13 protein-coding genes are annotated in these 13,269 nt (G+C 70.4%); 12 read left to right on the top strand and 1 reads right to left on the bottom strand.

What is annotated here, in order from left to right; genetic code table 11:
- Positions 1–14: 14 nt before the first annotated feature.
- Positions 15–431 carry a hypothetical protein gene (locus tag FDZ84_RS02910; RefSeq protein WP_246868758.1) on the top strand — a complete coding sequence of 139 codons (417 nt, stop codon included), beginning with the start codon at positions 15–17 and terminating at the stop codon, positions 429–431.
- Positions 432–654: 223 nt separating this feature from the next.
- Here FDZ84_RS02910 and FDZ84_RS02905 read toward each other — a convergent pair whose 3' ends face one another.
- Complete coding sequence (locus FDZ84_RS02905; protein ID WP_168584595.1) at positions 655–1,698, bottom strand: hypothetical protein; 1,044 nt, start codon at positions 1,696–1,698, stop codon at positions 655–657.
- A 520-nt stretch (positions 1,699–2,218) separates the two neighbouring features.
- Here FDZ84_RS02905 and aspS point away from each other — a divergent pair.
- The 11 genes from aspS to FDZ84_RS02850 all read left to right on the top strand — a co-directional run bounded on the left by aspS (position 2,219) and on the right by FDZ84_RS02850 (position 13,245).
- A complete protein-coding gene (aspS, locus tag FDZ84_RS02900; protein ID WP_168584594.1) occupies positions 2,219–4,039 on the top strand; it encodes an aspartate--tRNA ligase in 1,821 nt (606 codons plus the stop codon).
- 21 nt (positions 4,040–4,060) lie between these two features.
- Positions 4,061–5,002: a DUF389 domain-containing protein gene (locus FDZ84_RS02895; RefSeq protein ID WP_168584593.1), complete on the top strand. Its 942-nt coding sequence runs from the start codon at positions 4,061–4,063 to the stop codon at positions 5,000–5,002.
- A gap of 220 nt (positions 5,003–5,222) precedes the next feature.
- A complete protein-coding gene (locus tag FDZ84_RS02890) occupies positions 5,223–6,437 on the top strand; it encodes a phosphotransferase family protein (protein ID WP_168584592.1) in 1,215 nt (404 codons plus the stop codon).
- 69 nt (positions 6,438–6,506) lie between these two features.
- A complete protein-coding gene (locus tag FDZ84_RS02885; RefSeq protein ID WP_246868757.1) occupies positions 6,507–6,860 on the top strand; it encodes a GNAT family N-acetyltransferase in 354 nt (117 codons plus the stop codon).
- A 306-nt stretch (positions 6,861–7,166) separates the two neighbouring features.
- On the top strand, positions 7,167–7,538 hold the full coding sequence (locus FDZ84_RS02880) for a hypothetical protein (RefSeq protein ID WP_168584591.1): 372 nt from the start codon (positions 7,167–7,169) through the stop codon (positions 7,536–7,538).
- A gap of 90 nt (positions 7,539–7,628) precedes the next feature.
- Positions 7,629–8,180 (top strand): carbonic anhydrase, encoded by a 552-nt coding sequence (locus tag FDZ84_RS02875; RefSeq protein ID WP_246868756.1) that lies wholly within the window; start codon positions 7,629–7,631, stop codon positions 8,178–8,180.
- Positions 8,181–8,266: 86 nt separating this feature from the next.
- Positions 8,267–9,781, top strand: coding sequence for a SulP family inorganic anion transporter (locus FDZ84_RS02870; RefSeq protein WP_168584589.1), 1,515 nt, complete (start codon positions 8,267–8,269; stop codon positions 9,779–9,781).
- A gap of 30 nt (positions 9,782–9,811) precedes the next feature.
- Positions 9,812–11,167: a replication-associated recombination protein A gene (locus tag FDZ84_RS02865; RefSeq protein ID WP_168584588.1), complete on the top strand. Its 1,356-nt coding sequence runs from the start codon at positions 9,812–9,814 to the stop codon at positions 11,165–11,167.
- Between the two features lie 153 nt (positions 11,168–11,320).
- Entirely contained in the window at positions 11,321–12,286 is a 966-nt protein-coding gene (locus FDZ84_RS02860; RefSeq protein ID WP_168584587.1) for a D-glycerate dehydrogenase, read from the top strand.
- 243 nt (positions 12,287–12,529) lie between these two features.
- Complete coding sequence (locus FDZ84_RS02855) at positions 12,530–12,937, top strand: DUF948 domain-containing protein (RefSeq protein WP_168584586.1); 408 nt, start codon at positions 12,530–12,532, stop codon at positions 12,935–12,937.
- Positions 12,934–13,245, top strand: coding sequence for a hypothetical protein (locus FDZ84_RS02850; RefSeq protein ID WP_168584585.1), 312 nt, complete (start codon positions 12,934–12,936; stop codon positions 13,243–13,245). Before FDZ84_RS02855 ends, FDZ84_RS02850 begins: the two co-directional genes overlap by 4 nt.
- Positions 13,246–13,269 lie beyond the last annotated feature (24 nt).

The raw sequence follows: 13,269 nt of genomic DNA, 5'->3' as shown, positions 1-13,269 counted from the left end.
GACGTCAACGTACGGTGGCCGCGATCGCCGAGGCTGGGGCGACAAGCCTGACGCCCATAGTGCTGCATCTGCGTCCGGGGGCGCGCGAGTGGTACCACGAGTGGCTGCGCAGCAAGCGGCCCGACCTACTCCCGTTGTATGAGCGGCTGTACCGCAACGGCGCGTACACCCCGAAGTCGTATCAGCGAGAAGTCGCCCACCTGGTGGAGCAAGCCAAGCGTCGTCATGGGTTGGCGCACCCACAGCCACCGGAGAACTTCCGGACGCAGCAGCATGATCCCCCGCAGTCCGATGCCGAAGGGGTGGCCGACGCGAAGCGGCGGCATGGCATCGGCTTGTCGCGGGCGGAGGAGTTCCGCGAGGTCGAAGCCGGTGGCACCGCCCGGTCCGCGGTCGACGAGGAGGGGGTGCGTCAGCTCAGCCTGTTGTGAGCTCGGTCGGGTAGTGGCAGTGCTTCAGCAAAATGCATATAATTTTCGATTGGTATTGGACAATTGTTGAGGAAAACGATTTCTGCGCAGTTCGGTAAGTCGATCGTTCGTTTCCGGAATGTGAGGGCGGCGGCGCTGTTCGCGATTCGACCGGCGTTCGGAGGCGCGCCGATTTCTGGTTACCTTCCGTGCTGGTCGTCGGGTCGCTCGTCCCCGAATCGGGTCAGCGCGTCGTCGTGCGCGAAGACGTGCTGGAGCCCAGGTGCTCCTCGGGTTGCCACCGGACGCCGAAGACGCCCATGCCGTAGTCCAGCGCCACCGCGTGCGTCCGGCCGAACCGGTCGACCGTCAGCGGCTTGGGGGTTTCCACCTCCTGCGTGGTGGAGTCGCCGACGTAGCTCTCGCACCGGGTGGGCGGGTGCGCCGGGTCGAACTGCAACTCGACCACGTACTGCCGCACGGGCAGCCGGAAGAGCCGACAGAAGCTGTGCTCGACCTCGTTCGGGCCGGTCGGCGGGTCGATGATCTCGTACTCCAGCAGCAGCGTCTCGCCGCGCGCCAGCGCCCGGTCGAACAGCAACTCGGCCACCACCAGGTCGCGGGCGTGGTCGGTGAGCACCTGACCGAGCCGGCAGGACCGGATCGGGCGGATGATCGGCGGCGTCTCGCCGGACGAGGCGCCGTCGAACATGATCACCCAGCGGTCGACGTCGTTGGTCTCGGCCCGGACCAGCTTGCGGGTCCGGATCTTGCGCAGCTCACCGCGCTGGTCCACGTGCACCACGTCGTGGTGGCTCAGCCGCGCGAGCTTGCTGTCGTGGCTGGTGTCGATCTTGGTGAGCAGCTCGGCGGCCGACTCGTTCTCAGACCAGAGCGCGCTCAGCGGCGGCGCTTCGGCGGGGGGCTGCCGGGTGCGGCCGCGCGGTCGGGGCGGACCCAGCAGCGCCGACAGCGAGCTCTCCGGCACGCCCAGCACCTGCTCCAGCTGTTGCAGCGCGAGCAGCGAGTCGGGGCGCTCCGGGCGTCGTCGGCCCGACTGCCAGTAGCTCAGCGCGGTGATGCTGACCGGGGTGCCGCGGGTGCGCAGCCGGTGCTGGATGCGTTCCAGGCTCAACCGGCTCGCCCGGATCGCGGTGCGCAGGGCGGCTTCGAACGGACCGGTTCGGAGCAGTTCGGAGAGTTCGGCGGACAATGCGTTCACTTCTTGCTGCGTGCCGCGGAGGGCCGGGCGGGTCGCCGGGCGAGCCTCGGTTTTCGGGCCGGTCATCGTTACTCCTCGTGTCCGCCGAATTCCGAACTTACGCTAAACAGCGGGGTCAGTGTTGTGCAACGACCGAGTTTCGATAGGCACCTCCGACTAAAGGAGGAGCCCGGGGGTACTTAAGGTGGGAATCGCCTCCTTCATCGCTTCGCGGGCACGCCTAACAATGCCGTTGCGCGATCGTCGGCAGTGCCTCGAATCGGTTAATTGTGGACCATCGGCGGTGAAATTGGTATCGACCATTTGGTGTCAAGGCGGCGAAAGGGCGAACCGGACACCGCCGCCGCGAACCGGCAGGCTGGTGGCGGCAACGTCGCGGGGCGCGGTCACGCTCCGCGCCGGCGGCCCGACACGCGGCACCTGAGCGCTGCGCCCCGGTGCCCGTTGGCTAGCCTTAATGTCTTGCGTCCTGGTGGCTGAACACCGTGATCGGAGCCTTCCCGACGATCGGGTGTGGCGAGGCCCGGGACCAGCTACACGTCAATACCGTCAAGCGCTGGACAGCGGAAGAAGGAGCTCAGTACCCGTGATGCGCACGCACGAGGCCGGATCGCTTCGCGCCGGTCATGCCGGGCAGACCGTCACCCTTGCCGGGTGGGTGGCGCGCCGTCGCGATCACGGCGGGGTCATCTTCATCGATCTGCGCGACGCCTCGGGCGTCGCCCAGGTCGTCTTCCGCGAAGGCGAGATGGCCGAGCGCGCCCACCGGCTGCGCGCCGAGTTCTGCGTCCGGGTCACCGGCGAGGTGATCCGCCGCCCGGACGGCAACGAGAACCCGGAGATCGCAACCGGCGAAATCGAGGTGACCGTCACCGGGCTGGAGGTGCTCTCGGAGGCCGCGCCGCTGCCGTTCCCGCTGGACGAGCACCTGGAGGTCGGCGAGGAGGTCCGGCTCAAGCACCGCTACCTGGACCTGCGGCGCGCCGAGCCGGCCCGGATCATGCGGATGCGCAGCGAGGTCAACCGGCTCGCCCGGGAGGTGCTGCACGACCGCGACTTCGTCGAGGTCGAGACGCCCACCATGACCCGCTCGACGCCGGAAGGCGCCCGGGACTTCCTGATCCCGGCCCGGCTGCAGCCCGGCAACTGGTACGCGCTGCCGCAGTCGCCGCAGCTGTTCAAGCAGTTGCTGATGGTCGGCGGCCTGGAGCGCTACTTCCAGATCGCGCGCTGCTACCGCGACGAGGACTTCCGCGCCGACCGGCAGCCGGAGTTCACCCAGCTCGACATCGAGATGAGCTTCGTCGAGCAGGACGACGTGATCGAGCTCGGCGAGGCGGTCCTGGCGGCGCTGTGGGGCAAGCTGGCCAACCACGAGATCCCGCGCCCGATCCCCCGGATGACCTACGCCGAGGCGATGGCCAAGTACGGCACGGACAAGCCGGACCTCCGGTTCGGGCTCGAGCTCACCGAGATGACCGAGTACTTCAAGGACACCACGTTCCGGGTCTTCCAGGCGCCCTACGTCGGGGCCGTTGTGATGCCCGGCGGTGCAGACCAGCCGCGCCGGCAGCTCGATGCCTGGCAGGAGTGGGCGAAGCAGCGCGGGCACAAGGGCCTGGCCTACGTGCTCGTCGGGGCCGACGGCACGCTGTCCGGCCCGGTCGCGAAGAACCTGTCCGACGCCGAGCGCGAAGGCCTCGCCAAGACCGTGGGCGCGTCCCCGGGCGACTGCGTGTTCTTCGCCGCCGGCCCGCGCTCGGCGGCCCGTGGCCTGCTCGCCGCGGCGCGACTGGAGATCGGTGAGCGCTGCGGCCTGATCGACCACGACGCCTGGTCGTTCGTGTGGGTCGTGGACGCCCCGATGTTCGAGCCGGTCGACGAGACCGACGACGTCGCCGTCGGCACCGGCCGCTGGACCGCCGTGCACCACCCGTTCACCTCGCCGAACGCCGACTGGATCGACAACTTCGACCAGGATCCCGAGCACGCGCTGGCCTGGGCCTACGACATCGTCTGCAACGGCAACGAGCTCGGCGGCGGCTCGATCCGTATCTACCGCTCCGACATCCAGGAGCGGGTGTTCGAGTTGCTCGGCATCTCGCAGGAGCAGGCGCAGGACAAGTTCGGCTTCCTGCTGGACGCGTTCAAGTTCGGCCCGCCGCCGCACGGCGGCATCGCCTTCGGCTGGGACCGGGTCTGCATGCTGCTGGCCGGCGCCGACTCGCTGCGCGACGTCATCGCCTTCCCGAAGAGCGGCGGCGGTTTCGACCCGCTGACCAGCGCGCCCTCGCCGATCACCATCGAGCAGCGCAAGGAAGCCGGGATCGACGCCAAGCCCGCAGCGCAGGTCGGCGACCAGAGCATCTCGGTGTTCCCGCCCGGTGTGGTGGAGAAGCAGGGCTGACCGGGGCGCGGCGGGCACCGCGTGCTGCACCTGCGGATCATCTGTCCGGCCGAGTACACCGATCGGGTGTTGGCCGGGGCCCGGGCGCACCCGGGCACGGCGCACCTGGTGGTCGTGCCCGGCGGCGCGGTCGACCCGGCGGGTGATCTCGTCGAGGTCGACGTGGCCCGGGAGGCCGCCGACGAAGTGCTGGATGCGATCGGCGCTTCGGAGCTGGCCGCGGTCGGCGCGGTGACCATCACCGAGGCCGGCACCACCCTGTCGCGCCGCGCCGAGCGCGCCGCGGAGGAGGCTCCCGGCGACGGCGGCGACGCGGTGGTCTGGGACGAGCTGATCGCGCGCACCGGCGAGGAATGCCGGTGCAACGGCACGTTCCTGGCGTTCCTGTCCATCGCTTGCGTGCTGGCGGCGATCGGGGTGGTGACCGACTCGCCGGTGACGATCGTCGGCGCGATGGTTGTCGGCCCCGAGTTCGGGCCGCTGGCCGCGATCGCCGTCGGGCTGGTGTCCCGCCGCTGGTCGCTGGTGCGGCGGGCTTCCACGGCGCTCGCCGTGGGTTTCCCGGTGGCGATGGTGGTGACCGCGGCGGCTGCTCTGCTCGGCGAGTGGGCCGGCCTGATCGACCGGCTCGGCCTGCCGGAGAACAGCCAGGTGGCGTTCGTCTACCAGGTCGGCTGGTCGTCGCTGATCGTGTCGCTGTTGGCCGGGGCCGCCGGGATGCTGTCGCTGACTTCGGCGAAGTCGGCCGTCCTGGTCGGCGTGTTCATCTCGGTCACGACGGTGCCCGCCGCCGGTTACGCGGTGGTGGCGGCGACGCTCGGCGACTGGGCACAATGTGCTGGCTCGGTCGGGCAGCTGGTGGTCAACCTGGTCGGCATCGTCGCGTCGGCGTCCGCGGTCCTGGCGCTGCGGCGCAGGCGGGCGAGCCTGGCCGACCGGGTGCCGACGGGGGAGATGCGGTGAGGCGCGCCGCGCCGCGTCTCACAATTTTCGCGGCCGTGCAACGCCGCCGTCGCTTGGTTCCGTCAGCGTCTACAGGGAGACTACGTCCGATGGCCGGTCGAGGGGTGGGAGGCAGGGCTGTCGGACGAACACGCTGTGGTTACGGGTGCTGACCGATCGTGTGTCACTTGACCGGTCATGCCCTTTTGGGTTCAGGTTGTGGGGGTAGTGTCTGGAGACGATGAGCGTGGAGATCACCACCGGCCCCCCGGAGGTTCGCGTCCCGGCCAGCGCCGAGGCGACCGACACCGTCGGGACCGCGGAAGCTGTGCTGAGCAAGCGGACGGGAGCACCGGTCCGGCTTGCCGATGCGGAGGACCTCGGCGGCAGTGACCGCTCGGTCGTGATGCGGGTGCGGATCGCCGAATCGCCGTTCGAGCTGCCTCGCACCGTCGTGGTCAAGCACTACGGGGAGTGCCCGGTGGAGGCCCGTTCCGACCCGTTTGCGCACGAGGCGGCGAGCTGCCAGCTCACCACCGCCCTGCCGCCGGAGGCCCGGGTCGGCCCGGAGCTCATCGCGCACGATGCCGCCGAGCGCCTGCTGGTGCTGGAGGACCTCGGGCGAGGCTTCACCTTGGCCGACGTGCTGTTCGCCGACGACCCGCGGGTGGCGGAGCGGGCGCTGCTGGCGTGGGCTCGGGCGCTGGGGCGGCTGCACAGCACCACTGCCGGCTGCGAGGCGGACTTCGACGCGCTGATGCGCCGGCTGGGCGCGAAGTCGTGGACCGACCCGGTCGCCGACGACATCGTGCGTTCGGTGGGCGAGTTGCCCGAGCTGCTGTCGCAGACCCTCGGCGTGGACACCCCGCCGCTGATGGTGGAGCGGCTGACCGCCGCCGCCGGGCTGCTGGAGTCGAGCCGGTACCGGGCGTTCAGCCCGTCGGACATCTGCCCGGACAACAGCCTCGTGACCGGTAGCAGCGGCGTGCGGTTCCTGGACTTCGAGTGGGGTTGCGTGCGCGATGTCGCGATGGACGCCGCGTACCTGCAGTACCCGTTCCCGTCGTCGTGGTGCTCGTACGCGCTGCCGGGCAACCTGGCCGAGAGCATGTTGTCGACGTGGCGTTCGGAGATCGTCGAGGTCTGGCCGGAGCTGGACGACGACGAGGTGCTGATGCCCCGGTTGTTCAACGCCCAGCTGCTGTGGGTGTGGGTGTCGACCTGGTGGTTCCTGCCGCGGACCGGGGAGACCGACCGGCCGATCGACCTGCACATGCCTTCGCCGCGCCGCAGCACGGCGCTGGTCGACCGGTGGCGGCACCTGCGTTCGGACGCGGACGGGGCGGACATGGCCGACGTGGCGGAGTTCGCGGACCGCGTGGTCGACGCGCTGGTGGACCGCTTCGGTGCCGGTGCGCTCCACCTGCTGCCGTACCCGGCGTTCCGGACCGAGTAGGCGCCTACGAGCGCTCGCCCGCCAGGCAGGCAGCGTCAGCCGCCGTCCTGGCTCGTCGCCGGCGAGGCGGTGGGCAGCAGGCCGGAGGCGAGCCTGGAGCGCGTTCCGCAGCCGGTGCGGTTCGCCATCGCCCTGCACGGCGGTGTTCCGGTCGGGGTCGGGATGTTCGCCGTCTCGGACGGTTGGTGCGGGATCTACGGCATGGCCACGCATCCCGGCTGGCGGCGGCGCGGAGCGGGTAGCGCGGTCCTGCGCGCGGGAGCTCGGCGGGCATCGGATGCCGGGGCGGAGCGGTTATTCCTCCAGGTCGAGGCGGGCAATCCCGGTGCGCGGCGGTGCTACGAGGCACTGGGCTTCGCCCTCGCACGAGTACCACTATCGGGTTCGCTAAGATTTCGTGTTTCGGTCGTGTTGCATGGCTGAATAAGCTTCAGCCTCTAGACCACCTCGATGCGGTAATGCTGGTCACATCTCGAATACGGTCCGTAGTGAACATCGTTTACGCAGCGCAGTGATGGGTCTCTTGTCCACCCGGCATACGGGTGAATTCGCAGGTCGAGCCGGGTTGCGTTAGTACATCTTCATTTGTTTCCCGGCGGCGTGACCAGATCTGCGGCTTGCGCTCGTACCGCAGTTATCGGATATCTTTAGTTCAGCGTCTCGCTACTTCTCCCCGCTACCGTCGATGTCGCCGGAAGGGGATCGGCTGCTCTATTACGGGAGGCATTCGTGCGCGGCAAGGCATGGCAGATCACGAGGGCGGGGTTGTTCCTGCTCCTCGCGGTCGTGCTCGCCTTGCTGGGGCCGCTCAACGCCGAAGCCGGCTCGTTGCGTACCGGGCCTGCGGAGACGAAGTCCGAGACCAATGAGCACCGGGACGGCGAGAAGCTGCGCGAACGGGTGCCGGGCATCGCGTTGCACCGGCGTTGCTGCGACCGCCGGGAAGGTCGCCGCCCGCTCCTGCCGCGGGGATTGCAGCACGTCGTCCATATCGGGAAGCGGGCGCTGACGGAGAAATTCCCGAACGCTGGGAGCAAACCGCACGACGCCTTCGCCAAGGTCAGACATTCCCCCGCAGTCCTTCAGGTGGTCCGCCACTGATCGATGCTCGCGGCATATTCCGAGCAGACGATCAGAGAGGCGACAATGAGCTTCGAACATTTTGTGCGACACGCTCGGCAACACCCGGGCATGCTTTCCGCTGACCGCCGCAGGCAGCTCGCCGCAGGTCAGAAACCGGCCGCGTTGTTCATCGGTTGCTCCGATTCGCGGGTGGTCCCGTCTCAGATCACCGGCGCCGAACCGGGGAATCTGTTCGAACTGCGGACGGCCGGCAATGTGGTGCCGAAATACGCGCCGAACTCGGCGTCCAGCGAAATGGCCACCATCGAGTACGCCGTGCTGCAGTTGCGCGTGCCGGAGATCATCGTCTGCGGGCACTCGCATTGCGGTGCCGTGACGGCGTTGACCCTGGCCGGGCGCGGCTTGGAGGAACTGCCGGCGCTGCGGACCTGGCTCGGCACCGACGGGCTGGCCGGTGTCGAACCGGACGATCCGAGCGTGCGCGCCGAGAGCAAGCGGCACATCCACGCGCAACTGCAGACGCTGCGCGAATACCCGTTCATCCGGGACCGGCTCGACGCCGGTGAGCTGCGGTTGCACGGCTGGTTCTACGAGATCGACACCGGTCTCGTCTTTGCCTGCCCGCAAACCCCGGACATGTCGGACTTTCTCCCGCTCTAACTCCCGTCCACCGGGTCGACGCCCGCACCGCCAGGTGCGCGGCGCGATACCCGTTTCCCGCATTCCTACCTGCCCTGGAGGGCATTGTGACGACGCGACTCGAAACGCCTCGCCCGGCGCGCCGCAGCCTCGGGGTGCCGCGCTGGCCGAAGGCCACATTCGGCGCCGATCTGGGGGCCTCGCTGGTGGTGTTCCTGGTGGCGGTGCCGCTGTGCGTCGGCGTGGCCGTCGCCTCCGGCGTCCCCGCTGAACTGGGCATCGTTACCGGCATCGTCGGTGGGCTCGTGGTCGGGCTGCTGCCCGGCAGCACGATGCAGGTGAGCGGCCCCGCGGCGGGGCTGACCGTGCTGGTGGCCTCGGCCGTGGACCAGCATGGGCTGGGCGCGCTGGGCGTGATCGTGCTCGGCGCCGGCGTGGTCCAGATCGTGCTCGGGCTGAGCAGGCTCGGCACCTGGTTCCGGGCGATCTCGCCGTCGGTGGTGCAGGGCATGCTGGCCGGCATCGGGCTGGTGCTGATCCTCGGCCAGATCTACCCGGTGGGCGGGCTCGCGCAGCCCGACTCCACCTTGGCGAAGTTCGCCGGTATCCCGGATCTGCTGGTCGCCGCGGTGACCAGCCCGGAGGGCATCAGCGGGCTGGTGCTGGCGGTACTGGCCCTGGTGATCATGAGCGTCTGGAAGAAGGCGCCTGCGAGGCTCCGGCTCGTGCCCGGCGCACTGGTGGCCGTCGTGGCGACCAGCGCCTTGGCGGCGATCGCCGCGATGCCGGTGCACAAGGTGGAGGTCGGCTCGCTGCTCGCGGCGCTGAACATCCCCACCGCCGCTGCTTGGGGCGAACTCGTCACGCCCGCCGTGCTGGGTTCGATCCTGACCTTCGCCCTGATCGCCTCGGCGGAAAGCCTGTTCAGCGCCGCTGCCGTGGACCGCATGCACGACAGCCCGAAGACGCAGTACAACAAGGAACTCGTCGCGCAGGGCGCGGGCAACGCGCTCTGCGGCGTGCTCGGGGCGTTGCCGATGACCGCGGTCATCGTGCGTAGCGCCGCGAACGTGCAGGCCGGTGCGAAGACCAAGCTCTCCCGCGTGCTGCACGGGTTCTGGCTGCTGCTGTTCGTGGTGCTGCTGCCGGGGGTGCTCGCCTTCATCCCGACGGCCGTGCTCGCGGCCCTGCTGATCCAGGCCGGCTGGAAGCTGCTGGAGCTGCGCCAGGTCGTCGCGCTGGTGCGGGAACACCGCTCCGAGGCCTTCGTGCTGGTGCTGACCGCGAGCATGATCGTGGCCACCGACCTGCTGATCGGCACCCTGGCCGGTCTGGCGGTCGCCATCGTCAAGACCGCGATCGAGGTCTCGCGGCTGTCGGTGACGGCACAGCACGGCGATGAGCACGTGCGCGTCGAGATGGGCGGCAACGCGACGTTCCTGCGGCTGCCGCGGCTGCTGGACCACCTCGAGCAGCTGCCGACGAGCAAGCACGTGCACCTCGACCTGACGATGGTCCGGCACCTCGACCGCGCCTGCCACCAAGCGGTCGAGCACTGGGCGGCCCAGCGCCGCCGGGGCGACTGCACAGTCGAGGTCGCCCTGCCCGCCCGGGTGGGCTGAGCGGTCAGGGGTGACCGGTAGCGTCGGGGTGTGAGCGAGGGCTTGTTCGACGAAGGGCTGTTCGGCGCCGACACAGAGATGCGAGCGGGCGAGAAGCTGGCCGAGAACGCGCCGTTGGCGGTGCGGATGCGGCCCCGCTCGCTGGACGAGGTCGTCGGGCAGCAGCACCTGCTGGGGGCGGGGGCTCCGCTGCGCCGCCTGGTCGAAGGGGCCGCACCGGCGTCGGTGCTGCTCTACGGCCCGCCCGGCACCGGCAAGACCACCCTGGCCAACCTCGTGTCGCTGGCCACCGGCCGCCGGTTCGCGGCGCTGTCCGCGCTGTCGTCCGGCGTCAAGGAGGTGCGTGCCGTCATCGAGGAGGCGCGCCGCCGGCTCGGCCGGTCCGGCGAGTCGACCGTGCTGTTCATCGACGAGGTGCACCGCTTCTCCAAGACCCAGCAGGACGCCCTGCTGGGTGCGGTCGAGGACCGCACCGTGCTGCTCGTGGCGGCCACCACGGAGAACCCGTACTTCTCCGTGGTGGCCCCGCTGCTCTCGCGATCGCTGGTGCTGCAACTGCGCAGCCTGGAGGACGACGACATCCGCACGCTGCTGCGCAGGGCGGTCGGCGAGGAACGTGGCCTGGGCGGGGCGTTGGGCCTGGAAGAGGCGGCGGAGGAGCATCTGGTGTCGCTCGCCGGTGGCGACGCGCGGCGGGCGCTGACCGCGCTGGAGGCGGCGGCGGAGTCGGCGAGCTCGACCGGTGCGGAGGCGATCGACCTGGCGACGGTAGAGGCCACCGTGAACCGCGCCGCCGTGCTCTACGACCGCGGCGGCGACCAGCACTACGACATCACCAGCGCGTTCATCAAGTCCATCCGCGGGTCCGATGTGGACGCCGCGCTGCACTACCTGGCCCGGATGGTGGAGGCGGGGGAGGACCCGAGGTTCATCGCGCGCCGGCTCGTCGTGCACGCCAGCGAGGACATCGGCATGGCCGATCCGACCGCACTGCAGTCCGCCGTCGCGGCGGCGCACGCGGTGCAGTTCATCGGGATGCCCGAGGGCCGGCTCGCGTTGGCGCAGGCCACGATCCACCTCGCCACCGCGCCCAAGTCGAACGCCGTGATCACGGCTATCGACGAGGCGCTGGGCGACGTGCGGGCGGGCAAGGGCGGCCCGGTGCCCCCGCACCTGCGCGACGGGCATTACGCCGGGGCGAGCAAGCTCGGCAACGCCAAGGGCTACCTTTATCCGCACAGCAAGCCGGAAGGCGTGCTCGCCCAGCAGTACCCGCCCGACCAGCTGGTGGGTCGCGACTACTACCAGCCGACCGGCCGCGGCGCGGAGCGCACGCTCAACGACCGCGTGCCAAAGCTCCGCGGCATCATCCGCGGCGACGACTGAAGACGGCTGGGCGCAATTTCGCGAGAAATTGACCGTCACCCGGGTGAACGCCAAATTCTCGCGAAATTGCGCGGCCTCAGGGTGACGCGCTCGGTGATCTTCCGGTGCGGCGGCGGGTAGTTTTCCACGGGAACTCGTCGCGAGGAGGTCGCAGTGGACAAGCGGATCGTGGTCACCCGGACGGTGCCGGGGTCGGCACTGGGCGTGTTGCGCCAGGTCGGGGACGTGCACGTCTGCCCGCAGGACCGGCCGCTGACCGCTCCCGAGTTGCGCGAGGCCGTGCGCGGTGCGCACGCGATCGTGGCGATGCTGCACGACCGGATCGACGCCGGCCTGGTGGCCGCGGCCGGTCCGCAGCTGCAGGTGGTCGCGAACGTCGCGGTCGGCTACGACAACATCGACGTCCCGGCGGTGACCGAGCGCGGCGTCATCGTCACCAACACGCCGGGCGTGCTGGTCGACGCGACCGCCGACCTGGCCCTCGGACTGCTGCTGATGGTGACCCGGCGGCTCGGCGAGGGCGACCGGCTGCTGCGGGCCCGCCAGCCGTGGACCTTCCACCTCGGTTTCATGCTGGGCGCCGGGTTGCAGGGCAAGACGCTCGGCATCGTCGGACTCGGCGACATCGGGCAGGCCGTGGCCCGGCGGGCCCGCGCGTTCGGGATGAGCATCGCCTACACCGGCCGCCGCCGCGCCGCCGCCGAGGTGGAGGCCGAGCTCGACGCCCGCTTCCTGCCCCAGGACGAGCTGCTGCGCACCGCCGACGTGGTGTCCCTGCACTGCCCGCTGACCGAGCAGACCCGGCACCTCATCGACGAAGCGGCGCTCGCGGTCATGAAGCCGACCGCGTTCCTGATCAACACCAGTCGCGGTCCGGTGGTCGACGAACGAGCGCTGGCGAAGGCGCTCCAGAAGGGCCAGATCGGTGGTGCGGCCCTGGACGTCTTCGAGCGCGAGCCGGAGGTGGAGCCGGCGCTGCTGGACCTCGACAACGTCGTGGTGGTCCCGCACCTGGGCTCGGCGACCACCGAAACCCGCACCGCGATGGCCGAACTCGCCGCCCGCAACGTCGCCGCGGTCCTCACCGGTGCTGAGCCTCCGACCCAGGTCCGGCCGTAACACGATCAGTCCGAGATTCGGGCCCCCGGCCGGGTTGCCCGGCTGAGGGCGCCCTTGCGTTTCACGCGTTCGGGGCCTGGCTGGGGCACCGCCGGGCGGGTGCGTCGCCCGATGGTGCCCTTCGCCTGGCGGGGCCGACCGGGTGCTGGGGTGGGGGAGCGGGGCCGGTAACCTGACGCACGATCAACGGACCGGGACTTGGCCCCGGTCCCACCGACATGACGTGGACATACGGGAGGGCACGTGACGCCCACGCAGATCGCCGCGCTGATCGCCGCCGGAGCGTTCGTGCTGCTGGTCGTGCTGCTGGCGATCCCGCTGATCAAGCTCGGCCGCACGCTGGACGAGGCGACCATCGCGATCCGCAAGGCGCACGAGAACTCCGATCCGCTGTTCACCGGGGCGAACTCGACCATCACTCACGTCAACACCCAGCTGGAGCGGGTCGACGGGATCACCGCCAACGCCAAGACGATCAGCGGCAACGTATCGGCGTTGTCCTCGCTGTTCACGGCTACACTGGGTGGTCCGTTGGTGAAGACGGCGGCGTTCTCCTACGGGGTCGGCAAGGCGCTGCGGGCCCGCCGGAAGCGGCGGCAGGAGCCCGCCGGCCGGCACTTCCGCCGCAAGGGCAAAGGGGGGCGCAAGTGAGGCGCCTGTTCTGGTTCGGCGCCGGGGTCGCGGCCGGGGTCGCGTTGACGCGCAAGCTCAACGAGACCGCCCGGAAGGCGACCCCGAGCGGCATGGCCGAGCAGCTGGGCGGCGCGGTCCGGGAACTCGCCGGAGCCGTCGGCTCGTTCGGCGCCGAGGTGCGCGCGGGCATGCAGGAGCGGGAGCAGGAACTGCACGACGTGGTGGAGCGCGGCAGCGCCGCGGACACGGTGCAGTTCCGCCGGATCGACGCGGACTCCGACGCGGGCGCGGTCAACGGTCGGCGAGCTCGCCGGGCGGGCCGCTGACGCCGGCGCCCCGCGCCGCCAGCC

The sequence above is a fragment of the Saccharopolyspora sp. ASAGF58 genome, assembly GCF_012277335.1.
GTDB classification, from domain to species: Bacteria; Actinomycetota; Actinomycetes; order Mycobacteriales; family Pseudonocardiaceae; genus Saccharopolyspora; species Saccharopolyspora hattusasensis.
This window is presented reverse-complemented; position numbering and strand designations above follow the sequence as displayed.

What these genes read in the sequence shown, in the direction of transcription:
- FDZ84_RS02875 (WP_246868756.1), top strand. Translation starts at nt 7,629, where the DNA reads ATGCTTTCCGCTGACCGCCGCAGGCAGCTCGCCGCAGGTCAGAAACCG.
- FDZ84_RS02905 (WP_168584595.1), bottom strand. Translation starts at nt 1,698, where the DNA reads ATGACCGGCCCGAAAACCGAGGCTCGCCCGGCGACCCGCCCGGCCCTC.
- FDZ84_RS02890 (WP_168584592.1), top strand. Translation starts at nt 5,223, where the DNA reads ATGAGCGTGGAGATCACCACCGGCCCCCCGGAGGTTCGCGTCCCGGCC.